Here is a 25715-nt window from a genome sequence, read left to right as displayed (position 1 = left end):
CCTCAGACTCTTCCGCGCACCGGACCACCGGCCAGGACACTGTCAGCCCAGGCCGCGAGACGGGAGCGGTCGATCTTCGAATTGTGGCGGATGTCTGTGGGGAACTCCGGGGCGACGAGCACCGCGGCGAGATCATGGCCGCCTGTCCGCGCCGCCTGTTCACGCAGCCGGGCGGTGAGCTCCAGAGGCGCCAGCCCGGGGGAGAGCGAAGTGCCTTCGGCGTCGAGCACAGCGACCAGGGCCTGAGTCCCGACGGGGCCGATTCCGACCACGGCACTGCGACTGACCTCGGCGTCGGCGTCGATGAGCGCTTCGAGGCCGCCGGGGCCGACAGGCCCGCGCGCAGTGGTGACGACGTGCTGCAGACGTCCCTCGAGCCAGACTCGCCCGGCGTCGTCGATGTGACCGATGTCGTTCGTCCGGTGCCAGTGCAGGCCCTTCAGGCCATCGCGGGCAGAATCGGCGGTGGTCCGCCAGAGGTTGTCGTAGCCGGACTTGATATGCGCGGCGCTGACGACGAATTCGCCGAGGCGGTTCCGCGCCTCCGGCCCCTGCACCAGCTCATCGGCGGAGTCGCCCGCGTCGTCGATCGGGGCCAAAGCGAGTTCGACGCCGTCGATCGGTCGTCCCACGCACACTCCCAGGCCGCCGGTCGCATCGGCCTCGGCCACGCCTGCGCGGTCGATGTCGGTGAGCAGCAGTCCTTCGGTCATGCCGTATGGAGAGTGGATGCTCGCATTGGGGAACACCCCGGCGATGGCGTCCATGAGCTCGAGCGGCACCGGTGCGCCGGCCGAGAGCACGAGTTCGACCCGGTCGCAGGCCGCACGCTGATCGGCATCCAGCGCCGAGGCGGTCGCGGCGACGTTGCGGTAGGCGGCGGGGGAGGCGAAGACCATCGTCGCCCGCCCGGCGATGATCGCATCGGCGATCGCGCTCGCGGTCAGCGTCTTCGGCTTCGTCACGGACATGTCCGGAGTCACCGAGGTGGCCCCGATGGCAGGCCCGAGCAGCGCGAAGGGTGGGAACCCGGCCACCAGACCTGTGCCCTCCCTGACATCGAACACTCTGGTCAGCACGGCCGCCAGTGCGGAGATGTCGGCGTGGGTGTAGCGCACGCCCTTGGCAGGACCGGTCGATCCGGAGGTGAAGAGGATCGTCGCATCATCATCGGCTGCCGGCGTGGGCAGCTCGGCCCGGTGGGCGGAACGGGAGAGCTCCGTGAGACTCGTCTCCGCTGAGAACAGGCGGGAGCGAACGGGCCCGAGCGGGCTGACGGAGATCCTTCGCCCCGGCCAGCCGAAAGCGCGTGCCAGTGTCAGGCCGGGCAGCTCTCCGATGATCCACTGCGGATCCGCCGAGGCGATCGCACGGGTCATCCCCTTCGGGCCGAGTCCGGCATCGGCGACGACGGCGACCGCGCCGATCTTCAGGCAGGCGTAGAGCGCGGCGGTGAGATTGCTGCCCGGCGGCACGAGCATCGACACCCGGTCCCCGGGCTTCACGCCGAGGTCGAGCAGCCCGTTCGCGATCGACGTGGTGACGTGCCACAGGTGGCGCCACGTGATCTGCTGCGCAGGATTCTTCGCGAAGTCGACTGACGCGATCGTTTCGTCGTCACGGCGGGCATCGAGGATCGCCGTCACGGCGCGGATGTCCGCGGCGCTCGAATCCCGCGCCGCGGCGGCTGCGCTCGAACGCTCCGACGGTCCCTCCGCAGGGTTCGTCTCGGCGCGGCCCGGCGCCTCGGCGGCGGTGTCGAACCGGGCGCTCAGCCAGTCGAGGACGAGGCCGTCGACGTCGTGGTCTTCGCTGACGAGGTGCGAGGCCGTCTCGAAGCGGTGCACATCGGCCTGCGGCAGGCGGCGGCGCAGGTCCCGCAGATAGCGTTCGAGGAAAACCGGGTCCTTCGGCCCCCAGACGAGCAGGGCCGGCTTGTCGAAGGCGGCGATATCGTCGCCGATGCGCTGCAGCTCGGAATCCGAGGGATGGTTCGCATCGACCGGGATGTCAGCGACGAAGCTGCCGATGGCCCACCGGTCCTGCGCGGTCTCGTACGGGGCGCGGAACGCATTCCTGGTGCCGGCATCGAGATCGCCGAGGCGCAGCGTCACGCGCAGGAACCAGTCGGTGACGACGGTGGCCGTGGGCAGCATGGGGCCGGCGAGGGTGGCGCGCAGGGGTGCGGGCACCGGGGCGTCCTCGGGCTGGTGGACGGCGGTGTTGAGGCTGATCGCGGCCGAGACGATGTCGGTGTTGCGGGCCGCCCAGCCCAGGGAGAGCACACCGCCCCAGTCGTGCCCGATCGTCACGATCGGATGCTCCTCGGGTCCGGTTCCGGCCGCCTCGGTGCCCGACGACCCGGCAGCGGATGCAGCGCCGCCGGAGTACGCGCCTCCGGCTGCCTCGGCGAAGAGGGTCGTGACGACGGCGTCGAAGTCGGCGATGCGGTCGCGGATGCGGCGCACCTCGGGGGACTTCGGCGTCGGCATCGCCTCATGCGCGAGCCGTTCGGAAAAGCCCATCTCGAGCTGATCGGGGGCGATGAGCCGCCAGGCGCGGCCGCCGGACTGGGCGGCCTCGACAGTGGCGCGGGCCAGACGTCTCCACAGGTATGACCAGGTCGGGTTGCCGTGGAGGGCGACGATCGTGCCCTGCGGCTCGATTCCGGCTGCGCGGAGGGCGGGCAGGGTGTCGAGCACATGGAACGCGTGCGTCCCGTCGGTGGTCGCTGCCTCGACGATCCGGGACCAGGCGGGGTCCCACTCGGGCAGCTGCGGGGGAGCCTGAGCCGGCCGTGCAGGAAATCTCATTGAAGCGTCTACCACTCGATCTCGGTCATCGCGGTGTTGAGGCCGGAGCCGACACCCATGCACAGGATGCGGTCGCCCGGCCGGAGGCTCTCGGCCTCACGGGACAGGGTGATGGGCAGGGAGGCGGGTCCGACATTGCCCAGCTCGGGATAGCTGACGGGGATCCGGTCGGGATCGAGGCCCGCGGCCTTGGTGATCGAATTCGTGTGCACATCGGAGACCTGGTGCATGACATAGCGGTCCATCTCCCGCCAGTCCCACCCGGACTCGTGGGCCTCTTCCCAGGCGGCGACGACGAGTTCCATACCCCCGGAGAGCAGACCTTTGGTGTCGGTGAACATGCCGTTGTGGTCTCCGACGCACAGTGCATGATGCTGGGTGGCCGCACGGGTGATCCCGCCGAGGACTCGGTGGCCCTCCGGGTGCTTGTCGGCGGGGCCGAGAACCGCGGCAGCGGCCCCGGAGCCCAGCGTCAGGGAGGCGAACTCGTTGAGGTACTCCTCACGCGTGATCTCCGGCCGATTGAGCCGGCGCAGCGTCGCTTCCTGCACTCGGGAGGCGTCCTCGCCGGCGACGACGAGGGCGTATTCGATCTGTCCGGCGTCGATCATGTTCGCCGCCAGGGTCATGCCGTTGACGAAGCCGAGGCAGGCGTTGGCGATGTCGAAGTTCATCGCCTGCGGGCCGAGACCGATGCCCGCGTGCACGCCGACGGCCACGGACGGCTCCAAGTGCTCACGAGTGACCGAGGTGTTGACCATCAGTCCGATCGCCTCAGCGGGCACCCCCGACTCGGTGAGGGCCCTCCTGCCGGCGGCGATCGCGCCGTCGGCGAACTGATGGGGTTCGTCCCAGTTGCGGCGCGCGTACACGCCGGCGACCCGCTGGAGCAGACCCTGCGGCAGGCTGAGGGAGGACAGCGTATCGGCGAGGCGCTCGTCGAATTCCTGAGAGGTCACTTCGTTCGGGGCCAGTGTCTCGGTCAGGCCGAGCAGGGCCACGTTCGAGTGCCGAAATGTTGCGTTGCCGTTCGCCAATTGAGGTACTCATCCCTCTTCGGGTAGTTCGTCAGTGTCAGTCTGGGCCGCAGGGACGCACGCGAGGCGCGACTCGACGGGGGATTTCCGGGATCTATCCTAGCGCCCGGTTTCTGAGATGTTCATCAGCGTGTGAACCAGGTGAAGCCGTCGTAGAGCATTCCGGTGGATGCCAGGACCGCGATGACGGCGAGAACGATCGAGGTCACGGTGTGCGAGACCTTGGACGTCTGGAAGCGCACGGCACGCGAATAGGACATCGGCCGATCGGTGACGAAGCGCCCGAATTGGGCGAAGATCCGCCAGTCCATGACGTCGATGAGGGACTTCGCCGCCAGGGTGACGACGATGACGCAGCCGATGCCCATGAACAGCAGGAAGACGAAGCCGAGGAAGCCGAAGTCCTTGAAGAAGGTCACGACCCGATCGCCGATGGCCACGGCGAAGGCGGAGAAGCCCTCGCTGAAGGGCAGCGCGTCGAAGGAGTCGGTGATCGTCTTCAGGCTGATGCCGTCGCGCTGAGTCTGCACGGACCCGATGTACATGAAGACCGATGCCGCCAGGGCCACGATGAGATTGATGATCGTGATCGTCGCGTTGTCCGGCCAGAACTCCAGGGACTTCAGCGTGTAGGTCGCCGACAGGGCCACGCAGATGATGGCTCCGGTCAGGGCGCCGATGGTGGCCGGGAGCAGGAGGTTGTTGAAGAACACGAAGGCGACGACGGCGATGAGCGCGGCGCCGAAGATATAGGTGAACACGGCGAAGGTGTCGCCGTTCGAGGCTGTCGCGGCGCGTCGGTTCGCCTCGACCATCTGGCCCGAGTGCTGGATGTTCTGAGCGAGTTCGGCCTTCGTTGCTCGGGGCAGTTCGGCATCCCGCCCGTAGGCGTCGTCATAGCCGCGCGCACTGCTCGGCAGCACGCGGGTCTCGTCCTCACTGCTCCAGGGACGTGTGGCTTGGGTGTAGCCGCCCTGTCCGTACCCGCCCTGGTCCTGCGTGTAGCCGCCCTGTGCTCCCGGCCCGCCCGGCTGGGACCGTGGCTGCCAACGTCCGAGCTTCGCTGCGATGAGGTAGACGACGAAGACGACGAGTGCTGCGAGGACTCCGATGGAGATGCCGGCGCCGAGCTCGTTCATGAGGGTGACTTCCTGGGATGGGCGGTGGTGGTCGTTCGTTCAGTCTATGGACTCTTGCCGCTCCTGGCACGTTCTCGGACATCCGACGCTCGTTCCTCCGTCCCGCAATACCGGCTCCGACCAGCGGCATCGGTTTCATGGGTAGGCTGGGAGCGGGTCCGCGGGATCCGCCCACCGACGTTCGAAGGAGACACGTGATGAGCAACGCCCAGGCATTCACTTCCGAGGCCCTGCCCCTGGATGAGCAGGTCGTCCTCGTCACAGGATCCGGTCGCGGCCTGGGCGCGGCGGTCGCGAAGGCCTTCGCGATCGAAGGATCCGCGCTCGTCGTCAACTACCGCTATTCCGCCGAAGCGGCAGAGGAACTCGCCGAGGCGGTCCGCGCTCGCGGGGGACGTGCCGTGGCCGTCGAGGCCGATGTCACCGATTCGCGAGCCGTCGACGCGATGTTCGAAGCGGCGGCCGCCGAGTTCGGTGCGCCCGTGTCCACGGTGGTCAACAATGCGCTGGTCGACTTCTCGTTCAACGGTGATGAGCGCCAGTCGGCCGACGAGATCGACTACTCGGACTTCGCCGATCAGTTCCGCGGTTCGGTCGAGGGTGCGGTCAACACGATCCAGGCCGCGATGCACGGATTTCGGAAGATCGGGTCCGGACGAGTCATCAACATCGGGACCAACCTGTTCCAGGACCCGGTCGTGCCGTATCACGACTACACCGCCGGCAAGGCGGCGCTGCTGTCTCTGACCAGGACGTTCGCCAAGGACCTCGGGCCCGCTGGGGTGCGGGTGAACATGGTTTCCGGAGGCCTGCTGCGGACCACGGACGCCTCCTCGGCCACTCCCGAGGCCGTCTTCGAGCAGATCGCCGCGGCGAGCGCGCTGCGGCGGGTGACCACCCCGGAGGAGTTCGCCTCAGCGGTGGTGTTCTTCGCGTCCCCGGCATCCCGCGCGGTGACTGGCCAGAACCTCATCGTCGACAACGGCCTCGTCATGGGGTGAGAGGGACTCAGCCGCGGGCGAGGAAGGCGAGGGCTCGCTCGTAGAGGAGCTCGGCACTGTCCTCGCGGTAGTCGGCAGTCGTGGGGTCGCTGAAGAGGTGCGTGCCGCCGGGGTAGAGGAAGTGCTCGGCGTAAGCTCCCGCCCGCGCCGCCGACTCCATCAGCGTCTCGACCGTCCCGGGGCTGCGCCAGTCGTCGTCGACGGCGAAGTGGGCCTGCACGGGGACCTGCGTCTGCCACCGGGTCGGCTTGGGGAAGCCGCCGCCGTGGAAGAGCAGGACGCCCCTGGCCCGCGCGTCGTTCTTGCCCATCTGCTGCGCGATCGCAGCGCCGAGCGAGAACCCGCCGTAGACGAGCTCGTCACCGAAGTCAGCGCAGGCGTCCTTCACTCGGTCCACCAGGGTCGAGAACCCGACCTCCTGGGAATGGCTCACCCCGGCCTCGGCGGTGGTGAAGGTCCTGCCTTCGTAGAAGTCGGGCGTGTGGACCGTGTGTCCGGCCGAGGTGAAGCGTTCGGCGATGGCATCCATGCCGGGGGTGCGGCCCAGGGCGGAGTGGAGCAGAACGAGGGTGCTCATAGGAAATCCTCACAACAGGGAACGTGGATCGGCGCGGCCTGGGCGGCGGGGCGGAGTAGTTCGCCGAGGCGGTCGCGCTGAGCGCCAGCGCCCCTTCGCCGAGGCGGTCGCGCTCAGTGCCTGCCCCCACCGTCGAAGCGACCCCGCCCACCGCCGTCTCAGCGGCTGTGGCCGCGAGGGATGGTGAAGGAATCGGCACGGGCGGTCTCCCAATCCGCCGCCCATTCCTCGGGCGGATTGCCCAGCAGCTCGCCGGGCTTCAGCCAGTCATAGATGCGAGCATAGGACCATGAATCGGACTCCGAGATGTTCCGGCGCAGCATGGTCGGCTCCAGTTCCTCGGGGCCGGACGCGCCCATCGACGCCATGAGACGAGTCGCCTCGGCGACGACGGCGTGGTGGTAGTTCTTCACGCGCTCGGATTTGTCGGGCACATCGAGGGCGCGCACGCGCCTGGGATTCTGAGTGGCGACTCCGACCGGGCACTTGCCGGTATGGCAGACCTGAGCCTGGATGCAGCCGACGGCCATCATCATCGCCCGCGCCGAGTTCGTGAAGTCCGCGCCCTGGATGAGTCGTTTGACGATATCGGTGCCGGTGGCGATCTTGCCCGAGGCGCCGACCTTGATCTTCTTGCGCAGCCCGGCCCCGACGAGCGCGTTGTGCACGATCATCAGCCCCTGGGTCAGGGGCAGCCCCACATTGTCCTCGAACTCCAGCGGAGCGGCTCCGGTGCCGCCTTCGGAACCGTCGACGATGATGAAGTCCGGCAGGATCTCGGTCTCGACCATCGCCTTGACGATCGAGAGGAACTCCGTGCGCGAGCCGACGCAGAGCTTGAAGCCGGCCGGTTTGCCACCCGAGAGTTCGCGCATCCTCCGAATGAACTGCAGCAGCTCGACCGGGGTCGAGAACACGCTGTGTCCGGGCGGGCTGATGCAGGTCTTGCCCACGGGGATGCCCCGGATCTCAGCGATCTCCTCGGTGACCTTCGTTCCGGGCAGCACACCGCCGATGCCCGGCTTGGCGCCCTGTGAGAGTTTGAGGGAGACCATCTTGACCTGCGGGTCCTGCGACTTCTCAGCGAAGACCTCGGGGTCGAACGCGCCGTCGGGAGTGCGCGCTCCGAAGTACGCGGTGCCGAGCTCCCAGATGAGGTCGCCGCCGTGTTCGCGGTGGTAGGGAGAGATCGAACCCTCGCCGGTGTCGTGGGCGAATCCGCCCATCGCCGCGCCTTTGTTCAGCGCGCGGACGGCATTGTTGCTCAGCGAGCCGAAGCTCATCGCCGAGACGTTGAGCAGCGAGATGTCATAGGGCTGCGTGCATTCCTCGCCGCCGATGCGCACGCGCGGCGGCCGCGGGGGATTCGCGATCGGGCGGTTCGAGTGCATGAGCGCCTCGTAGCCGGGGCGTTCGACATCGTGTTCGGTGCCGAATGCGTGCTCGGAATGAGTGCCCTTCGACCGCTCGTAGATGGTGGTGCGGGTGTCACGGTTGAAGGGGCGCCCGTCCCAGTTGCGTTCGATGAAATACTGCTGGATCTCCGGACGGATCGACTCCAGCATGAACCGGGCGTGTCCGGCGACAGGGTAGTTGCGCAGGATCGAATGCTTCTTCTGCACCAGATCCCATGCCGCGAGCGCGCCGAGTCCGAGCGCCGAGGCGGCCGCAGCCAGGCCAGCGACCTGCTTGCCTGTCGAGTCGCCGCCGGCGATCCGGACAATGGGGAATTGCCTTTTCATTGTGCCTCCTTGGACTGTCCTGATCTCGAGCCTAGACCGGGGACGCGCAGATTTCAGGAAAGGCAGGCCTGAGAACGCCCGGAACCGACCGCAGAGACATCGCCCTCGCATCGAGCTGCACCGGCCAGGCGGTGGTCGGTCTCACACGCGTCAGGCCGTGGAATCGTTTGGGGTCGTGGTCCCCGCGGGCATAGCGTTGAGCCCATGAGCACTGACGAGCCGAGTCCGACGAGCACTCGGCGAACCGTCGCTGCTGTCTTCCTCGCCGGCGTCGCCGTCTTCCTCGTCCTCTACGAGACCCAGGGGCTGCTGCCGGCCATCCGCGGGGCCTACGGCATCGACGGTCCGACGGCGAGCCTGACCGTCTCGGCGACGAATGTGGCCATGGCGGTCTTCCTCGTCCCGTTCTCGATGCTGGCCCCGCGCATCGGGCACGCGCGGCAGATCGGCGCCGGCGTGATCGCGGCTGCGATCCTCGCCCTCGTCCTGCCCTTCACGCCGACCCCGGAACTGCTCATCGCCGTCCGCTTCCTCCAGGGAGCGGCCATCGCCTCGGTGCCGGCGACGGCGATGGCCTACCTCTCCCTGCGGCTGCCCTCGGCTGCCCTGCCCGGGGCGATCGGCGTCTACATCGCCGGCAACACGATCGGCGGACTGTGCTCGCGGCTGCTGACCGGCCTGGCCTCCGAAGTGCTCGGCTGGCACGGCGGCCTCGCCTTCACCGCTGCCGTCTCCCTGCTCCTGGGCCTCATCGTCGTCTGGCTGCTGCGCCACGACCTCTTCTCGACGGCTCGCAGCCGGTCCGCTCATGGGGCGGGGACGGCGGGCGACAGCTCCACCGATATCCGGCCGCCTCGGCGAGTGATTCCGCTGCGCGGAGGCCTGTGGCGGATCTACCTCACCGGGTTCCTGTGTATGATCGTCTTCGGCGGATCCTTCACCATGCTCGGCACCCGCCTGCAGCAGGATCCCTGGAGGATGAGCGAGGGCGCGGTCGCGCTGTTCTTCCTCATCTACCTCGTCGGCACCGTCGTCACCACCTACTACGGCCGCTTGGCCACGAAATACTCCCGGACCCGCCTCACCCTCGTCGGCATGGTCGTCGCGCTCGCCGGAGCGAGCATCACTCTCATCGACTCCCTGCCGGCCATCATCGGAGGCATGTCGCTGCTGACAGCAGGATTCTTCCTCGGCCACACCGGAGCCTCCGCGGCCGCCAGCGCCTCCCGACCCGGCGTCGATTCGACGCGCTCGGCGGCCATCTACCTCACCGTGTACTACCTCGGCACGAGTCTCGGCGCCTGGCTGTCAGCGGTCCTCTTCGTCGGCTTCGCCTGGCCCGGCGTCGTGGCGATGTGCGCGGCGTCCCTCGTCACGGTCCTGGTCTTGACGCTGACCGGCGCTCCGATAGGGTTCAAGAAACGCAGCTGATCGGCTGTTCAGGGCCGCTGACCCCCGTCGGGCCCGCTGCGGTCGGTCTCCGCGATACTGACGCCGGACATCACTCTGCCGGCCCCGCCACCGAAAGGCCCGCTCATGCCCCAGACCACGCACTCGACCGTCGTCTACGCGATCTCAGACAGCGTCGCCCACGTCGAGATCGATCGCGCCGAGAAACTCAATTCCCTCACCCGGGAGGTCTTCGAAGACCTCGTCGAGGCGGGACTGGCGCTCAAGGAGGCGCCCGAGGTCAAGGCCGTAGTGCTGTCCGGCCGGGGTCGCGCCTTCAGCGCCGGCCTCGACTTCACCGAACTCGCACGGATCGCCGAGGCCGGGGCCGCGACCCGCTCCACCTCCGAAGAGGAGCCCGACACCGACAGCGGTGCGAGGTCCGCAGCCGCCGTGTCCAGTGCAGTCGAGGTGGGGACCCGACTCGGTTCCGCTCGCGCCCTGGCACAGAAGGCCGTGCACATCTGGTCGCTTATCGAGGTGCCGGTCATCGCCGCGGTCCGCGGAGCCGCGCTCGGCGGCGGCATGCAGATCGCGCTGGGTGCGGACATGCGCGTGGCCGGACACGACGCGAAGCTCTCGCTCATGGAACTCAGATGGGGCATCATCCCCGATATGTGCGGAACACAGCTGCTGCCGCGGCTGGTCGGACCCGCACAGGCGAAGAAGCTCATCGTCACTGCCGACACGATCGGTGCCGAGGAGGCGCTGCTCATCGGTCTCGTCGAGGAGATCGCCGAGGATCCCGTCGCCAGGGCCCTCGACCTGGCCGGGCAGATCGCCGGAGGGTCGCGATCGGCGCTCGTCTGGGCGAAGCGGCTGGTCGACCTGTCGTACGAGTCGGAGCTGAGCACCGGACTCGACGCCGAGCAGGAGGCCCTGGCCCAGCTGCTGGGCACAGAGGAGCAGAAGCAGGTCGTGGCCGAGCGCCTGGCCGCGATGAAGGCCCGCGCGAAGGGCTGAGGCGCCGCGCGGAGCCGACGGTGACCGGGGAAGCGGGACCCGTCGCGGGAAGAGCCGAACTCAGGAGCCCCGTCGGGAGGGGAACTCCGGACGGACGGGATCGATGATCCGCTCGGCCCCGAGCGCCTCGGCGACGGTCGTGAAGTCGGCGAGCTCACGCAGCAGCACGAACGTCGGACGCATGAGCTTGAGGTGCCCTTCGCCCTCATCCGTGAGGATTCCGGTCACCGAGCGCCATTCGCTCGTGTGGGCCTCCGTCGTCTGATGCTGGGCGGAGACGACCTCGGAGGCCGCGATCGCATAGAAGTAGGTGTCGAAGCGCTTGGGCAGACCCAGCGGGGTCACCCAGTTCGCCCAGGGGCGCAGCCCGGTCGGGTCGAGCACCGCACCCGTCTCCTCCTCGACCTCACGCGCAGCAGTGGCGAGCAGAACACGCCAGCCCTCGGCCTCCTCGGCGATGGCCGACTGCGACCATGCGGAGGCGTGCGCCGCGGGATCGGGGACGGTGATCGACGAGGCGGTCTCGACGTCGATGGGGTCGACCCGGCCGCCAGGGAAGACGACGACGCCGGCGGCGAAGTCCATCGTCGAGACCCGATGCTGGATGAAGACCTCGAGGCCCTCGCGTCCGTCCCGGAGCATGAGCACGCTGACGGCGGGCCTGACCGGTACCGCTGCGGCGTCGGCGACGACGCGATCACGGCTCGCGATGTCGGCGAGGTCCGAAGGGTCGGAGCCCTCGGGCTTGATGTCTCGGATCACGCTCAGCACCTTCGCTCTCACCTGCTTGTCGTTGCCTCCCAGTATGCCCGCGACCGTCGAGACGATCGACGGTGGGGTGGACATGCCCGTCCTGAGCGGTCTCGCAAGACGGCCGTCGGGGCCGGGCCGGGCCCGTGAAGTGAGCGACATCCGTGGTCAGAGGGCATGGGCATGGATGCGCGCGATCGCAGGCAGGATACGATGGGAGGCAATGCGAGATCCTCAACCTGAGGTGAGGAACCCAACCGGCGACGAACGAGGGCGGGGCTGAACGGGCGAGTCATGGGCAATTTCGGAATCTATCCGCTCTTCACGATCGACCAGGCCTGGCCGAATTGGCTGATCTTCGTTCTCGTGCTCAGCGACCTCGTGATCCGCATCATCGCTCTCGGCTGGATTCCGCACAATCGGAAGCCCTCGGTCGCCCTGGGCTGGCTGCTGGCCATCTTCCTCATCCCCTATGTCGGCATCCTGGCTTTCGTGCTGCTGGGGTCGGCGAAGCTGCCCAAACGGCGTCGGGACAAGCAGTCCCAGATCAACGACCTCATCCGCGATCAGCTGCGCAACCGGGCGATCATCGGGCAGCGGGACCATATGTCCGAACCGCTGAGCACGGCCGCACAGCTCAACTTCGACCTCGGTGCCCTGCCGATGATCCACGGCAACGACTTCGAGCTGCACGTCGACAATCACGCCTGCATGGAGGCCATGGCCGATGCCGTCGACCGGGCGGAGAAGTTCGTCCATTTCGAGTTCTACATCGTCGCCATCGACGACACGACGAGGCGACTGCTCGATTCGCTGCTGGCCGCGCATCGGCGCGGAGTCAGTGTGCGCATCCTCATCGATCATCTCGGATCGCTGGGCTATCCGGGCTACTCGGAGCTGGTCAAACTACTCAATGCCTCGGGCGTGCGGTGGCGGCGGGCGCTGCCGATCCGCCCTTGGCGAGGTGAGTACCAGCGCCCTGACCTGCGCAATCATCGCAAGATCCTCGTCGTCGACGGGGACGTCGCGTTCACCGGTTCGCAGAACATCATCGACCGGTCCTACAACAAGCGCCGCAACCTGCGGAAGGGATTCCAGTGGAAGGACCTGTCCCTCGAATGCAGAGGTCCGGTCGTCGAGGAGCTCGACGCCGTGTTCGTCACCGACTGGTATTCGGAGACCGACGAGATCGTCGACGAACCCGACGGCTTCGACCTCGAGGCTCCCGAGTCCGGCGGCATCCAGGCCCAGGTCGTGCCCTCGGGGCCGGGGTTCGAGGACGAGAACAATCTGCGTCTGTTCAACCATCTCATCTACAACGCGAATCGCAGCGTGGTCGTGTGCTCACCGTATTTCGTCCCCGATGAGTCGCTGCTCCACGCGCTGACCACCGAGGCCCGGTCCGGCGTCGAGGTGCGCTTGTACGTGGGCGAGACGGGCGATCACTGGCTCACCCACAGGGCGCAGCAGTCCTATTACGACGAGCTCGTCCGGGCCGGGGTGCGGATCTTCATGTACCACGCTCCGACTGTGCTGCATTCGAAGTTCCTCATCATCGACGACGAGGTGTCGATCATCGGTTCGTCGAACATGGACGAGCGTTCGTTCGCGATGAACCTCGAGGTCACGATGTTCATCGTCAACAAGGGATTCACCCAGCGGATGTACGAGCTCGAGGCCGAGCGCTATGCTCCGAACTCCGTCGAACTCGACGCCGAGGAATGGGCCGACCGACCGCTGCTGAAGAAATACGTGGAGAACGTGGCGCGGCTGACGAGTTCGCTGCTCTGACCCGGGCGCGGTTCAGAGCAGCGACGCCCCGCACAGCGAGCGATGCGTGGTTCGGTGAGCGATGCCGCGTGCCCACACAGCGAGCGTCGCGGTGGGCGACGCGTGTATCAGTCGTCGTCGGCGACGCCGCCGGGTCCTTCGTCATCGAGATGGCGCGCCGGATCACCGACCGAGTCCCGGGCCTCGGACGCAGGCGTGTGCTCGATCTTCGGCGAGGATCCCGTCGACGAAGGCCCGTTCACCGAGATCTGGTCGTCCTCATCACCGTCGAACTCGGACACGGGGGCACCGGTGGCCGCGGCGGCATTGACCTTGTCGGCGGCGGTCTGCACGGCATCGGCGACGGCCGGGGACTTCTCACGGATCGATTGGTTGGCCTTCTCGACGGTGCCCTGGACGCGAGGGTCGGTCCACAGCTCCTGCGCCTGCGCCTTGAGCCGTTCGTAGCTCTGGCGTCCGGTGCGTGATCCGAGAACGAATCCGACTCCGAGACCGGCCAGGAGAATCAATCTCTTCTTCATTGTCCTAACTCCTCTTCGCAGGTTGCCGTCACTGTCTCCCGCACTGATGCGCGACACAGATCCGGGCATCGGCGTGACCGGCGCACGGGACTGTGTCCTGCCTCACCAGCTTATACCGTGTCGAGGTCAGGCGGTACGCAGAGATCCGCGCTCAGCCCACGCTCGGCTGCTGCGCTCAGCCCACGCTCGGCTGCTGCTGGGTGATGCAGTGGATCCCGCCGCCACGGGCGTAGAGCTCGCGCGCATCGACCCCGACGACCTTCCGGCCCGGATACACGCGTTCGAGCACGGCGGCCGCCTCCGCGTCCATCGGATCATCGAAGGTGCATGCGATGACTCCGCCGTTGGTGACGAGATGATTGACATAGGAGTAGTCGACGAAGCCTTCGTCGTCGCGCAGCACCTCAGGAGCGGGGAGCGGCACCACGTCGAAGGGGGTTCCGTCGGCAGTGGTCTCGGCGGCGAACTGCTCCTTGAGCCGGCGACTGAATTCGAAGTCCGGGTGGTCCGGATTGCGCTGATCGTGGACGAGGACGACACCGGGGCTGGGCATCGCGGCGACGATGTCGACATGTCCGCGCGTGCCGTAGGTCTGATTGTCCCGATGCAGCCCGTGATCGAGCCAGATCACCTTCTGCGCGCCGATGGTGCGTGCGAATTCGGCTTCGACCTCGGCCTCGCTCATCCCGGGATTGCGGCCGGGGTCGAGCTGCACGCTGCGGGTGGCCAGCACCGTGCCCTTGCCGTCGACGTGGATCCCTCCGCCCTCATTGCGCAGCTGTGAGGACACCACCGGGGTGCCGGCCAGGTCCGCGACGAACCGGCCGATGTGCTCATCGTGATCCCACTTCGCCCACTCCTGCGCTCCCCAGCCGTTGAACACCCAGTCCACCGCGTGCAGGCCGCCCGTCTCGTCGACGACGAAGCTCGGCCCGATGTCGCGCATCCAGGCATCGTCGAGGTCTGCGTTGACCACGGTGATCGGGTGGCGGACTCCCTCGCCGAGGTGGCGCTTGGCATGGTCGGTCTGGGCTTCTGTGACGACGACTGTCACCGGGGTGAATTCGCTGGTGGCGCGGGCGACGGCGGCCCAGGTGGAGCGCGCGGCTTCGGCCTCGGACTCGGTCTCGCCGAGTGCGTATCCGGAGGACGGGAAGGCCATCCAGATGCGGTCCTGGGCGGCGGTCTCCGCGGGCATGTGCAGCGTCATCGTTGTCCCTTCGACGGTCCCCGGTCGACCACGGCCGAGCCGGCCTCCCGGGATGGAGGTGTGCGAACAGTACAGACGAGTCTAGCCAGTCACGCGCCGAGGCGGCCGACGGAAACCGTTGCGGGGACGGGCCGGGATCCGTCGCCGTCGAGTCCGGACCGCCCCGTTCCTCACCAGGACCGACCCCCGTCGGGCGGGAGGGCAGGTGAGTCCGTATAGTCTGCCTGAGGAGAGGCAAGTCGATCGTGCCAAGGGAGGCAGCAGGTGTCAGCAGCGGACGCAGAGGAATCATTCGGCCGGCGGGGGACGGGGCCACTGGCCGGAACGATCGTCGCCGTCTTCTCCCGGGTGCTCGCCGGCCCCTACGCGACGATGATGCTCGCCGACCTCGGGGCCACGGTCATCAAGGTCGAGGGCAGGACAGGCGACGATACACGTCATTGGGCCCCGCCTCGGCGAGGGGACGATGCGACGTACTTCCTCACGGCGAACCGGAACAAGCATTCGGTCGTCCTCGACTTCAAGGATCCCGAGGACCTCGAATACGCTCAGCAGCTGGCCGCCCGCGCCGACGTCCTCGTGGAGAACTTCAAAGCCGGAGGATTGGCGAAGTACGGGCTGGACTTCGACTCGGTCAAGGCCGAGAACCCGGGCATCGTCTACGCATCGGTGACCGGTTTCGGTCGCGACAATCCGCTGCCGGGCTACGATCTGCTCATCCAGGGGCTGTCCGGGTTCATGTCCGTCACCGGCACGCAGGAATCCGGTCCGGTCAAGGCCGGGGTCGCCGTCGTCGACGTGATCACCGGACTGCACACGACGGTCGGCATCCTCGCCGCGCTCGCCCACCGCAAGGACACGGGCGTCGGGCAGCTGGTCGAGACGAATCTGCTGTCCTCGGCGCTCTCCGGCCTGGCGAACCAGACCTCGGCCTACGTCGCCGGAGGGGTGGTGCCGAAGGCGATGGGCAATGCGCACCCGAGCCTCTACCCCTACCAGCCGATGCCCACGGCCGAGGGGCAGATCATCATCGCGTGCGGAAACGACAACCAGTTCGCCCGGCTCGCCGGAATCCTCGGACATCCCGAATGGGCCGAGGACGTTCGCTTCGCGAACTTCGCCGACCGCAACGTCCATCGCGCCGAACTCGAACCCGAGCTGATCGAGGCGCTGAGTGCGAAGACGAACCAGGAATGGTTCGACGTCCTCACCGAGGCGGGTCTGCCCTGCGCGCCGATCAACTCGATCGCCCAGGGCGTGGAGCTGGCGACCTCGCTGGGTCTCGAGCCCGTCGCCGAGGCGGGTGCGGACGATCGCGTCATTCCCACCGTGGCCAACCCGATCCGGCTCTCCGAGACCCCGACCAGCTACGAACTCGCCCCGCCGACCTTGGGCGAGAGCACCGAGGCGGTCAAGGAGTGGCTGCGTTCGGGCGACACGCTCGGCGGCTGAAGTAGTCTTGTCCCTGTGTGCTGTCGCCGATGGTGCCGGGACCGAGTCTGACAGGGCCCGTCTCGGGAAGGGCAGCTGTCATAGACGTCGATGAGAATCCGGAACCGAGATGGACAACAAGCCGACCGAGGACGCGCCTCGGCCACGTTCGGCGGTGAAACGGACCCTGATGGTGATCGCCATGGCGATCACGGGCTTCCACCTCTTCGCCAGCTTCCTGTGGATCGCCCCTGCCTCGACGATGCGGGAGGTGATCCCGGGCGATCTGCTCAGCAAGTACATGATTCCGATGTGGGGACAGTCCTGGAGCGTGTTCGCGCCCGAGCCGATCAACGGCGACTACTACTTCGACGTCCGTGCGGTGATCAGGACCGACAGCGGTGAGGAGATCACCGAGTGGGTCAGGGCCACCGACGTCGAACTCGACCACTCCACCTACAAGCTGTTCCCGCCGCGTTCGGCCGGTCTGGGCATCGGTGTGGCCTCGGACATCAAGGGCTCCTGGGAGGAGCTTCCCGACGATCAGAAGGCGATCGTCAAGCTCGACTATTTCAAGGGCGATGATTCGGTCGACCGGCTGGAGACGAAGCTCAAGGAGTACGACGATCCGGAGAACACGGTGGCGGCGTATTTGGAGGACGAGCACACGGCCACGGCCTATGCGACCCAGGTGGCGAAGGCCATCTGGGGTGACGACGTGCAGCGCGTCCAGTACCAGGCGGCCCGTCAGAACGTGGTGCCCTTCTCCGAGCGCAACGACAAGGGAGCCGAGCGCCCGAACATCCAACCGGTTCCCGTGGGATGGCGCGCGCTCGTCGTCGAAGACCATCAGTCCCAAGAGGAGTTCACGAAGTACTTCTGCTCCTCCGACGAAGTGAGGTGCGTCGGTGAACAGTGATGAGACGACCCCGCGCGAGGGGGAAGGCATGACATCGACGGGCAGCGGAGCGGGCACCGCGACCGAGGTGGGGCACTCCGGTCCGGCCGCCTCGGCGAGGGACGGCGGAACCGATTCCTCGGCGGACTCCGCGAGCGACATCGGGCTCGTGCCGCTGACCACGCTGGTGTGCACGAAGCTTGCGCGCGGCTGGAGCTGGCTCGAGGAGATGCTCACCGGCCGCTTCCACGCCACCTACGGGCTGGCGGTGACGAGGATCCTCATCGGCCTCACCGGGCTCGGCCTCATCCTCACGAATTTCAGCGCCCGGCACTACGCCTTCGGTGTGGGGGCCGCCTGGAACGGCGAGATCGCCGAACCGAAGAGCGACTTCCCGAACATCTGGCTGTTCTCGCTCTTCCACCGGGCAGTGACGACGCCTCCGCTGTTCACGGCGATGATGATCGGCCTGGCACTGCTGGCCGTCGTCATCATCCTCGGCTGGCGGACGCGGATCGTCCTGCCGATCTACCTGGTGCTGTGGGTGAGCTTCATCGAGCTCAACGACGGGGCCGGGGATCAGGGCGACAACGCCTACCGCATGTTCATGGTCGCGCTCCTCTTCGCGGACACCACCAGGCGGTGGTCGCTCGACGCGCGCCGTCGTCGCCGGGCCGGCAGGTTCCCCGAAACGGACGGAGGAGCGTGGCGGTGGGCGCTGATCATGGCCAACAACCTCGCCATCGTCGTGCTCGCCTTCCAGGTGTGCGCGATCTACATGTCCGGGGGACTGTACAAGGCCGGCGGCACCGCGTGGCAGCACGGATTCGCCGTGTACAACCCGCTGCACACGCAGCAGTTCGGCACCTGGCCGGTGCTCTCGGACCTGGTGACCACCTGGGGGCCGATGGTGGTGGCGATCTCCTGGGGGTCGATCCTCTTCCAGTGCGCCTTCCCGTTCATGCTGTTCAACCGTTACACCCGGATCGTCGCGCTGCTCGGCATCCTCTCCTTCCACCTGGGGATCGCGCTGCTCATGGGCCTGCCCTGGTTCTCGCTGACGATGATCGCCGTCGACGCGATCTTCATCCGCGACCGCAGCTTCGCGAAACTCAGCGCCTACCTGCGGCACTGGTGGGCGTCATCGGCCCCGCGCCCGGACAGCGCGAAAGCCGGTTCCGCGAGTGCCTCAGGGGGCAAGGACCGCTCGAACGGCGTGAAGTCGCGCTCCTGAAACGCCGACGGCTCGGTCTGCGACAGGAAGCTCTGTTTGCATACAGAGCTCTCCGTCGCAGACCGAGCCGTCGGCGAAGGCGCCGCGTCACCGCTTCGGGCGCAACTCCAGCCCCTTGGCCTCGGGATCCTCGGGCAGGTCGACTACGACGATGTCTCCGTCCTGGACGTCACCGGCCAGCAGGGCCCGGGCCAGCTTGTCGCCGATCTCGCGCTGGACCAGGCGGCGCAGCGGACGGGCGCCGAAGGCCGGATCGTAGCCTTCGAGGGCCAGCCAGTCCTCGGCTCCCTGAGTGACCTCGAGGGAGATCCGGCGATCCGAGAGCCGCTGGGACATGTGCTCGATCTGCAGGTCGACGATCGACGCGAGTTCGTCCTGACTGAGGGCATCGAAGAGCACGATGTCATCGAGACGGTTGAGGAACTCGGGTTTGAAGGTCGAATGCACGATGCCCAGGACCTTCTCCCTCTGCTCCTCGTTCGACAGCGACCTGTCGACGAGGAACTGCGAACCGAGGTTCGAAGTGAGGATGAGGATGGTGTTCCGGAAATCGACTGTGCGTCCCTGCCCGTCGGTGAGCCGACCGTCGTCGAGGACCTGCAGCAGGATGTCGAAGACGCTCGGGTGGGCCTTCTCCACCTCGTCGAGCAGGACCACGGAGTACGGGCGTCGGCGCACCGCCTCGGTGAGCTGGCCGCCCTCGTCGTAGCCGACGTAGCCGGGAGGCGCACCGACGAGACGGGAGACGCTGTGCTTCTCACCGTACTCGCTCATGTCGATTCTGATCAGCGCCTTCTCGTCGTCGAAGAGGAAGTCCGCGAGCGACTTCGCGAGCTCCGTCTTGCCCACGCCGGTGGGGCCGAGGAACAGGAACGATCCTGTCGGGCGATCGGGGTCGGCGACACCGGCCCGCGAGCGGCGGATGGCATCGGAGACCGCGGCGACGGCGTCCTTCTGCCCGATGAGGCGCTGACCGAGGACGTTCTCCGCCCCGAGCAGCTTCTCGACCTCGCCCTGCATGAGGCGACCGGCGGGAATCCCCGTCCACGAGGAGACGACCTCGGCGATGTCGTTGCCGGAGACCTTGTCGGAGACCATCGGATCCGAGTTCTGCCCGGCCTCGGCCTGAGCCTCTGCGGCTTCGGCCTCGGCGATCTCCTTCTGCACGGCGGGGATCTCACCGTAGAGCAGACGGGATGCGGTCTCGAGGTCCGTGTCGCGTTGGGCGCGGTCGGCCTGCGACCGCAGCTCGTCGAGCTTGGTCTTGAGCTCACCGACCCGGTTGAGGCCGGCGCGCTGGGACTCCCAGGTCGCCTCGAGTCCGCGCAGCTGCTCCTCCTTGTCGGCGAGATCGGCACGCAGGGCGCCGAGCCGTTCGAGCGAGGCGGAATCCGTCTCCTTCGCCAGGGCCATGTCCTCCATCTTCAGGCGGTCGACGGCACGACGGAGCTCATCGATCTCGACCGGAGCCGAATCGATCTCCATCCGCAGCCGGCTGGCCGCCTCGTCGACGAGGTCGATGGCCTTGTCGGGCAGCTGCCTGCCGGTGATGTACCGGTTCGACATCGTCGCCGCCGCGACCAGGGCGCCGTCGTTGATCGACACCTTGTGGTGGGCCTCGTAGCGCTCCTTGAGTCCGCGGAGGATCGCGATCGTGTCCTCGACGCTCGGCTCACCGACGAACACCTGCTGGAACCGGCGCTCGAGAGCGGGGTCCTTCTCGATGTTCTCGCGGTACTCGTCGAGCGTCGTGGCGCCGATCATCCGCAGCTCGCCGCGGGCGAGCATCGGCTTGAGCATATTGCCGGCATCCATCGAGGAGTCTCCTCCGGCGCCGGCTCCGACGATCGTGTGGAGCTCATCGATGAACGTGATGATCTGGCCGTCGGCGTTCTTGATCTCCTCGAGCACGGCCTTGAGCCGCTCCTCGAACTCACCGCGGTACTTCGCCCCGGCCACCATGGCCGACAGATCGAGGCTGATGAGCGTCTTGTCCCGCAGTGATTCGGGCACGTCTCCGGCGACGATCCGCTGGGCGAGTCCTTCGACGACGGCGGTCTTGCCGACGCCGGGCTCACCGATGAGGACCGGGTTGTTCTTCGTCCGGCGGGAGAGCACCTGCACGACACGGCGCACCTCCTTATCGCGGCCGATCACCGGGTCGAGCTTGCCCTCCCGCGCGGTGGCGGTGAGGTCGATGCCGAACTTCTCGAGCGACTGCATGGTCTCCTCGGGGTTCTCCGAGGTGACCTTCTTCCCGCCGCGCAGATCCGGCAGGGCGGCGGCCAGGGCATCGCGTCCGGCACCGTTGGCACGCAGAGCATCGCCCGCGCCCTCCTTGCCGGCGGCCGCGGCGAGCAGCAGGTGCTCGGTCGAGACGAACTGATCGCCCAGCGCCGTCATCTCCTCCTGCGCGAGGTTCATCATCTCGAGTCCGGCCCGGGACAGGCTGGGCTGGCTCACCGAGGAGCCGCTGACGGTGGGGAACCCGCCGATGACGGTCTCGATCGCGGTGAGGACCGCCTGCGGTTCGGCGCCGACCTTGGTCAGCAGGCTCGAAGCGAGCGAGTCGGGCTGCTGCAGCAGGGCGGCGACGAGGTGGGCGGGCTCGATCTGATTGTTGTGCCGAGCCACGACATCGTTGACCGCCGCCTGCAGCGCCTCTCTGGACTTGGTTGTCATCTGTGCGTCCATGCGCATCTCCTTCTGAAGAATTATTCGCTGAAATCAGCTCTCGAAAAGAACAACGTCGATGAAGTTGAGTCTATTCCACTCAACTTTGAAATCAGATGAGAGCCTTGTTCCAGAAGCGCCCGCGCTCGCGGCCTGCCGACCACGCTGCCGCCCGACGGTCCGCAATCGTCACCAGACGACCCCGCTACCGTGCGAGCACGGACTGGAGGTCGAAGCGGCGGAGCACCTTGTCGGCGATCTCAGGATCGGTGCCTCGCTCTCGACGGGCTCTGAGCACCTCGGCGCGAGCGGACTGCATGGCCGCCTTCTGCACCTGCTGGAGCTGTTTGCGGTGCTCCCTGAAAGCGGTCGCCTGTTCGGAGCTGGCCTGATCGTCGGTGGTGCCCAGCAGCTGGTCGTGGAGGATTCGGAACCGGACGCGGAGCGGTTCGACCACCTCGTCGGGGAGGGTGTCGTCGTTCCGGATCTGGAGCATCGCGGCCCGGTAGGCCCGCAGTGCGATCTCCTTCGTGGCCCGCTGCTCCTTCTCCGCCTCGTCGTCGATGCCGAGCCCGTTGACGACGGCCGGGAAGGTCAGCCCCGCGAGGACGAGCGTCACGAGCAGGACCACAGCGGCGGTGACGATGACATAGGAGCGGCCGGGGAACGCCTGACCGGTGTCCGTCGTGGCCGGGATCGACAGCGCGAGGGCGACGGTGGCCAGCCCGCGCATCCCGCCCCAGGTCATCAGTGTGGCGTCACGGATGTCAAGGGGCGCGGCATCGGGATCGTCCTGCGTCCGCTTCCTCTCGATCAGAGTGCCCAGCAGCAGCCAGCCGAAGCGGACGGCGACGATGATGACGGCGATGACGCCACCGACGACCACAGCGCGGCCGAGATCCGCGTGCTCGGATTCGACGATGACGCGCAGATCCAGTCCGATGAGGCCGAAGGCGATGCCGGTGATGAGCATCTCGAGGACCTGCCACGTCGAGGCCTGGGTGACGCGTTCGGCCGAATTGCCCTCGACATCGCGCCGGCGGATCTCCAGCGCCGCGACGACGACGGCGATGACTCCGCTGGCGTGGAGATGCTCGGCGATGAGGTAGACGCCGAAGGGCAGGACGAGCATGAGGGAGGAGCGGGCGATCGTGTGATCGATCTTCTCCATCACCCACCAGGCGACGAAGGTGACGAACAGACCGACGACGATCGCGATGGCTGCGGAGGCGAGGAAGGACAGCAGCAGCTGTCCGAAGTCCACCTCGGTGCCGGTCATCACCGCCGCCATCGCGGTCTGGAAGATGACGAGGGAGGCGGCGTCGTTGAACAGCCCCTCACTCTGCAGGGTCGACATGATCCGGCGCGGGATGGAGACGGTGCCGGCGACGGCATCGACGGCCACAGGGTCGGGCGGCGCGAGCATGGCGCCGAGGGCGATGGCGGCGGAGATCGTGATCCCGGGGACGAGCAGCACCGCCGAACCGGCGACGAAGGCCACGGTGACCCCGACGAGGGCCACGGCCATGCCGAGGATCGTGCGCCAGCGGATGGCGAAGAGCGCCCACGAGGTCTTCTGGGCCGCGGCGAAGAGCAGGGGCGGGAGGAACAGCGGCAGGATGAGCTCGGGTTCGATGGTGATGTCGGCGAAGCTGGGAATGAAGGCGCCGGCGATGCCGATGAGGACCATGAGCGCCGGCCAGGGCAGACGGAGTCTCTGTCCCAGACCGACCACCACCGAGGTGGCGGCTCCGAATCCGATGATCATCAGCAGTGTGGTCATGGCAGTCCCTCCCGGTTCCGATTCGCCCGAGTCGGGGAAGCGGCCCGGCGGGCGAAAATGAGGCGCAGATTCCGCACAGGGAGTCGGACCTTTGGCAGAATGAGGCTATGTCCGAATCAATTGTATTCGCGCGGCTCGACGACGGTGTCGCGACCGTGACGATCGATGAGCCCGAGACCCGCAACGCCCTGTCCCAGGCGGTGATGGAGGCCCTCATCGACACCCTCGTCGAGGTGGGGCGCGACACCGATGTGCGTGCGGTGATCCTCCGCACCGCCGGGCATGTGTTCAGTTCCGGTCATGACCTCAAGGAGATCCGCGGGGCGGAGCTGGAAGCGCAGCAGCAGACCTTCGAGGCCTGTTCGCGTCTCATGCAGCTCATCCAGCAGATCCCGCAGCCGGTCATCGCTCAGGTCCAGGGCGTGGCCACCGCCGCGGGATGTCAGCTGGTGGCGAGCTGCGATCTGGCGGTGGCGGCACAGTCGGCGCGGTTCGCCGCCCCCGGCGTGAAGATCGGTCTGTTCTGCTCGACGCCGATGGTGGCGCTGTCCCGAGCGGTGCCGGCGAAGACAGCGATGCGCATGCTCCTCACCGGCGACTTCGTCTCCGCAGACGACGCCCTGCGCTTCGGCCTCGTCTCCGACGTCGTCGCCGACGGCGACCTCGAGGACGCCGCACTCGACCTGGCGCGCAAGGTCGCGGCCGCCTCGTCGGCTACAGTTGCCATAGGCAAGGCCGCGTTCTACGAACAGCGGCATCTGCCCGTGGCCGAGGCTTACGAGCGGATGTCGCAGGTGATGGCGCACAATGCGGTCGCAGCCGACGCGCAGGAGGGGATCGATGCGTTCCTGAGCAGACGGGAACCGCAGTGGCAGCATCGCAGCTGACAGATCGACGATGCGGATGAGAGAGGGGAAGTCATGGCGGTGATCGTGACCGGAGCCAGCGGCTTCGTCGGTGGTGCCATCGCTCGTGCCCTGGCCGATCGGGAGGAGGCGGTCTACGCTCTGTGTCGGCGTGATCCGGAGATCCCCGGGGTGAATTTCCAGCATTGGGACATCACCGAGCCCGCCCCGCCGGCGGTCCAGTCGCTGGAGGCCAAGGCGACGGCGGTCTTCCACTGTGCCGGGATCTCCTCGGTCAGCGCCGATGACGATGCGCTCTATGAGGTGCGGGTGACCGGGACGCGCAATGTCCTCGACGCCTTCCCCCGAGCCCGTGTCGTCCACCTGTCATCGACGACGGTCTACTCTTCGTCCGAATCCCACACGGAGCTGTGGGAGGAAGCCGGACCGAAGGATCCCCAGGAGTTCAACGACGCGTACTCGCGCACCCACGCCCTGGCCGAACAGCTCGTCTCCCGCATCCGACCGGATGCCGCGATCCTCCGGCCCGCTGCAGTGTACGGGCCTGGCGAGACGATGTTCATGCCGTTCCTCAGAAGCCTTGTGAAGAAAGGTGTGCTGCGCCTGCCCGGCGGCGGACGCCAGAAAGTCACCCTTGCCCATGTCGACAACGTGGTGCGGGCGGCGCTCGCCTGCCTCGACGTGCCTTCTGCGGCGGGTCCGTTCAACATCGGCGACCCCACCCCGTACCGGCTCAAGGACGCCGTGGTCACGCACTTCGCCCGGATGGGCTACGACCAGGTCGTCGTCGAGGGAGTGGCGAAGGACAAGGCGCTGGTCGCAGCGAAGCTCGGACTCAAGGTGAAGAGCATGTTCAAGCGCGGAGACCGGGCCAGGCTCTTCCTCGTCGAGTACCTGCAGCACGATCGGACCTTCAATCTCTCACGGCAGCAGCGGGTGCTCGGCATCTCGACGACTCAACATCTCATCCCCTCCCGCTTCCAGTAGTTCGGGCGAGCGGTGCCGGTCAACGGTGGAGGCCGTGCTGCGCCGCGACGATCTTCGACATCAGACCGCGCGGCAGCGCCCTCGCCAGCAGGAACGGCAGCGGCGCGCGGCTGCCGACTGCGTAGAACTCCCGCGGCCTGGGCGAGACGATGGCATCGACGATCACGGCCGCGACCTTCTCGGGCGAGATCCCGCTCTGCTCATTGGCGTCGAGATGCTCGAGCATCGTGGACACATCGGCCGCGTAGGGTGAATCCTCGTCGAGGTACTTCGTGCGGCGGCTGCCGATGCCCGTGGCGATGGACCCGGGTTCGACGACGCTAATCCCCACCCCGAAGGGGGAGAGTTCCTGCCGCGCGGCCGTGGCGAATCCTCGCAGGGCGGCCTTCGACGCCGAATAGGAGCTGCGGTGGGCGAGTGGGAAGCTCGCCAGCATCGACCCGACCATGATGATGCGGCCGAATCCTCGCCTGCGCATGCCGGGAAGAACGAGCTGGCTCAGCCGCACGGGTCCGAAGACGTTCGTCCGGAACAGCCGGTCGACGGCCTCGGCAGGCAGCTCCTCGAACGGTCCCGACTGGCTCTCTCCGGCATTGTTGACGAGGACATCGATGTCGCCGATCTCGCCGCCGAGGCCGCCGGGTCCGGCCAGGGTGTCCGGACCCTCCGGATCGGACAGGTCGAGTCTCAGGTAGCGGACCCCGGGAACTCGGTCGGTCGGGTCGAGGCGGTCGGGGTCACGGCTGGTCGTGAGCACGGTGCATCCCTTGGCCGCAAGCGTCTCGACGAGGGCTCGGCCGATGCCCGAGGTGCCGCCGGTGACGAGGACGGTGAGAGCCGATTCCGCCAT

General features: G+C 67.5%; 20 protein-coding genes. 9 read left to right on the top strand and 11 right to left on the bottom strand.

Going from position 1 to position 25715, the window contains the following annotated elements:
- Nucleotides 1-2: 2 nt before the first annotated feature.
- From IIE29_RS05470 to IIE29_RS05460, 3 genes are all read right to left on the bottom strand, one after another.
- A complete protein-coding gene (locus IIE29_RS05470) occupies nt 3-2813 on the bottom strand; it encodes an alpha/beta fold hydrolase (RefSeq protein WP_209324232.1) in 2811 nt (936 codons plus the stop codon).
- Nucleotides 2814-2821: 8 nt separating this feature from the next.
- The gene (locus IIE29_RS05465; RefSeq protein WP_209324231.1) at nt 2822-3850 is read right to left on the bottom strand and encodes a 3-oxoacyl-ACP synthase III; all 1029 of its coding nucleotides are present in this window, start codon (nt 3848-3850) and stop codon (nt 2822-2824) included.
- A 125-nt stretch (nt 3851-3975) separates the two neighbouring features.
- Entirely contained in the window at nt 3976-4989 is a 1014-nt protein-coding gene (locus IIE29_RS05460; RefSeq protein WP_209324230.1) for a hypothetical protein, read from the bottom strand.
- A gap of 197 nt (nt 4990-5186) precedes the next feature.
- Between IIE29_RS05460 and IIE29_RS05455 the strand changes: the two genes are divergently transcribed.
- Complete coding sequence (locus tag IIE29_RS05455; RefSeq protein ID WP_209324229.1) at nt 5187-5990, top strand: 3-oxoacyl-ACP reductase; 804 nt, start codon at nt 5187-5189, stop codon at nt 5988-5990.
- A 7-nt stretch (nt 5991-5997) separates the two neighbouring features.
- Here IIE29_RS05455 and IIE29_RS05450 read toward each other — a convergent pair whose 3' ends face one another.
- Together IIE29_RS05450 and IIE29_RS05445 are read right to left on the bottom strand one after the other, a co-directional pair.
- The gene (locus IIE29_RS05450; RefSeq protein ID WP_209324228.1) at nt 5998-6567 is read right to left on the bottom strand and encodes a dienelactone hydrolase family protein; all 570 of its coding nucleotides are present in this window, start codon (nt 6565-6567) and stop codon (nt 5998-6000) included.
- A 158-nt stretch (nt 6568-6725) separates the two neighbouring features.
- Nucleotides 6726-8309, bottom strand: a complete 1584-nt coding sequence (locus tag IIE29_RS05445; RefSeq protein WP_209324227.1) for an FMN-binding glutamate synthase family protein — start codon at nt 8307-8309, stop codon at nt 6726-6728.
- Nucleotides 8310-8513: 204 nt separating this feature from the next.
- Here IIE29_RS05445 and IIE29_RS05440 point away from each other — a divergent pair, with 204 nt between their 5' ends.
- Together IIE29_RS05440 and IIE29_RS05435 are read left to right on the top strand one after the other, a co-directional pair.
- On the top strand, nt 8514-9740 hold the full coding sequence (locus IIE29_RS05440) for an MFS transporter (protein ID WP_209324226.1): 1227 nt from the start codon (nt 8514-8516) through the stop codon (nt 9738-9740).
- Between the two features lie 105 nt (nt 9741-9845).
- Nucleotides 9846-10721: an enoyl-CoA hydratase-related protein gene (locus tag IIE29_RS05435; protein ID WP_209324225.1), complete on the top strand. Its 876-nt coding sequence runs from the start codon at nt 9846-9848 to the stop codon at nt 10719-10721.
- 60 nt (nt 10722-10781) lie between these two features.
- On the opposite strand, the gene IIE29_RS05430 is transcribed toward IIE29_RS05435, so the two are convergent.
- Nucleotides 10782-11567: an NUDIX hydrolase gene (locus IIE29_RS05430; RefSeq protein WP_216629597.1), complete on the bottom strand. Its 786-nt coding sequence runs from the start codon at nt 11565-11567 to the stop codon at nt 10782-10784.
- A 198-nt stretch (nt 11568-11765) separates the two neighbouring features.
- Between IIE29_RS05430 and cls the strand changes: the two genes are divergently transcribed.
- Nucleotides 11766-13262: a cardiolipin synthase gene (gene cls / locus IIE29_RS05425; RefSeq protein ID WP_209324224.1), complete on the top strand. Its 1497-nt coding sequence runs from the start codon at nt 11766-11768 to the stop codon at nt 13260-13262.
- A 107-nt stretch (nt 13263-13369) separates the two neighbouring features.
- Here the strand turns inward: cls and IIE29_RS05420 are convergent, their stop codons facing one another.
- On the bottom strand, nt 13370-13783 hold the full coding sequence (locus tag IIE29_RS05420; RefSeq protein ID WP_209324223.1) for a hypothetical protein: 414 nt from the start codon (nt 13781-13783) through the stop codon (nt 13370-13372).
- Between the two features lie 175 nt (nt 13784-13958).
- Nucleotides 13959-14993 (bottom strand): agmatine deiminase family protein, encoded by a 1035-nt coding sequence (locus IIE29_RS05415; protein WP_246475764.1) that lies wholly within the window; start codon nt 14991-14993, stop codon nt 13959-13961.
- 264 nt (nt 14994-15257) lie between these two features.
- Here IIE29_RS05415 and IIE29_RS05410 point away from each other — a divergent pair, with 264 nt between their 5' ends.
- The 3 genes from IIE29_RS05410 to IIE29_RS05400 all read left to right on the top strand — a co-directional run bounded on the left by IIE29_RS05410 (nt 15258) and on the right by IIE29_RS05400 (nt 18556).
- Nucleotides 15258-16445: a CaiB/BaiF CoA transferase family protein gene (locus IIE29_RS05410; protein WP_209324222.1), complete on the top strand. Its 1188-nt coding sequence runs from the start codon at nt 15258-15260 to the stop codon at nt 16443-16445.
- Between the two features lie 109 nt (nt 16446-16554).
- On the top strand, nt 16555-17343 hold the full coding sequence (locus IIE29_RS05405; RefSeq protein ID WP_209324221.1) for a DUF5819 family protein: 789 nt from the start codon (nt 16555-16557) through the stop codon (nt 17341-17343).
- Entirely contained in the window at nt 17333-18556 is a 1224-nt protein-coding gene (locus IIE29_RS05400) for an HTTM domain-containing protein (protein WP_343071805.1), read from the top strand. Before IIE29_RS05405 ends, IIE29_RS05400 begins: the two co-directional genes overlap by 11 nt.
- 87 nt (nt 18557-18643) lie before the next feature.
- On the opposite strand, the gene clpB is transcribed toward IIE29_RS05400, so the two are convergent.
- Nucleotides 18644-21250: an ATP-dependent chaperone ClpB gene (clpB, locus tag IIE29_RS05395; RefSeq protein ID WP_209324220.1), complete on the bottom strand. Its 2607-nt coding sequence runs from the start codon at nt 21248-21250 to the stop codon at nt 18644-18646.
- Between the two features lie 184 nt (nt 21251-21434).
- On the bottom strand, nt 21435-23012 hold the full coding sequence (locus IIE29_RS05390) for a Na+/H+ antiporter (protein ID WP_209324219.1): 1578 nt from the start codon (nt 23010-23012) through the stop codon (nt 21435-21437).
- A gap of 107 nt (nt 23013-23119) precedes the next feature.
- Between IIE29_RS05390 and IIE29_RS05385 the strand changes: the two genes are divergently transcribed.
- A complete protein-coding gene (locus IIE29_RS05385) occupies nt 23120-23899 on the top strand; it encodes an enoyl-CoA hydratase (protein ID WP_209324218.1) in 780 nt (259 codons plus the stop codon).
- Between the two features lie 33 nt (nt 23900-23932).
- Nucleotides 23933-24865, top strand: a complete 933-nt coding sequence (locus tag IIE29_RS05380; protein WP_209324217.1) for an NAD-dependent epimerase/dehydratase family protein — start codon at nt 23933-23935, stop codon at nt 24863-24865.
- Nucleotides 24866-24884: 19 nt separating this feature from the next.
- On the opposite strand, the gene IIE29_RS05375 is transcribed toward IIE29_RS05380, so the two are convergent.
- Entirely contained in the window at nt 24885-25715 is an 831-nt protein-coding gene (locus tag IIE29_RS05375) for an SDR family oxidoreductase (RefSeq protein ID WP_209324216.1), read from the bottom strand.

The organism is Brevibacterium renqingii (assembly GCF_017808095.1).
GTDB classification, from domain to species: Bacteria; Actinomycetota; Actinomycetes; order Actinomycetales; family Brevibacteriaceae; genus Brevibacterium; species Brevibacterium renqingii.
This window is presented reverse-complemented; position numbering and strand designations above follow the sequence as displayed.

Coding starts and splice junctions, on each gene's coding strand:
- IIE29_RS05405 (WP_209324221.1), top strand. CDS start 16,555: ATGGACAACAAGCCGACCGAGGACGCGCCTCGGCCACGTTCGGCGGTG.
- IIE29_RS05445 (WP_209324227.1), bottom strand. CDS start 8,309: ATGAAAAGGCAATTCCCCATTGTCCGGATCGCCGGCGGCGACTCGACA.
- clpB (WP_209324220.1), bottom strand. CDS start 21,250: ATGGACGCACAGATGACAACCAAGTCCAGAGAGGCGCTGCAGGCGGCG.
- IIE29_RS05430 (WP_216629597.1), bottom strand. CDS start 11,567: ATGTCCACCCCACCGTCGATCGTCTCGACGGTCGCGGGCATACTGGGA.
- IIE29_RS05380 (WP_209324217.1), top strand. CDS start 23,933: ATGGCGGTGATCGTGACCGGAGCCAGCGGCTTCGTCGGTGGTGCCATC.
- IIE29_RS05420 (WP_209324223.1), bottom strand. CDS start 13,783: ATGAAGAAGAGATTGATTCTCCTGGCCGGTCTCGGAGTCGGATTCGTT.
- IIE29_RS05375 (WP_209324216.1), bottom strand. CDS start 25,715: ATGGCGGAATCGGCTCTCACCGTCCTCGTCACCGGCGGCACCTCGGGC.
- cls (WP_209324224.1), top strand. CDS start 11,766: ATGGGCAATTTCGGAATCTATCCGCTCTTCACGATCGACCAGGCCTGG.
- IIE29_RS05415 (WP_246475764.1), bottom strand. CDS start 14,993: ATGACGCTGCACATGCCCGCGGAGACCGCCGCCCAGGACCGCATCTGG.
- IIE29_RS05385 (WP_209324218.1), top strand. CDS start 23,120: ATGTCCGAATCAATTGTATTCGCGCGGCTCGACGACGGTGTCGCGACC.
- IIE29_RS05460 (WP_209324230.1), bottom strand. CDS start 4,989: ATGAACGAGCTCGGCGCCGGCATCTCCATCGGAGTCCTCGCAGCACTC.
- IIE29_RS05390 (WP_209324219.1), bottom strand. CDS start 23,012: ATGACCACACTGCTGATGATCATCGGATTCGGAGCCGCCACCTCGGTG.
- IIE29_RS05450 (WP_209324228.1), bottom strand. CDS start 6,567: ATGAGCACCCTCGTTCTGCTCCACTCCGCCCTGGGCCGCACCCCCGGC.
- IIE29_RS05435 (WP_209324225.1), top strand. CDS start 9,846: ATGCCCCAGACCACGCACTCGACCGTCGTCTACGCGATCTCAGACAGC.
- IIE29_RS05470 (WP_209324232.1), bottom strand. CDS start 2,813: ATGAGATTTCCTGCACGGCCGGCTCAGGCTCCCCCGCAGCTGCCCGAG.
- IIE29_RS05440 (WP_209324226.1), top strand. CDS start 8,514: ATGAGCACTGACGAGCCGAGTCCGACGAGCACTCGGCGAACCGTCGCT.
- IIE29_RS05455 (WP_209324229.1), top strand. CDS start 5,187: ATGAGCAACGCCCAGGCATTCACTTCCGAGGCCCTGCCCCTGGATGAG.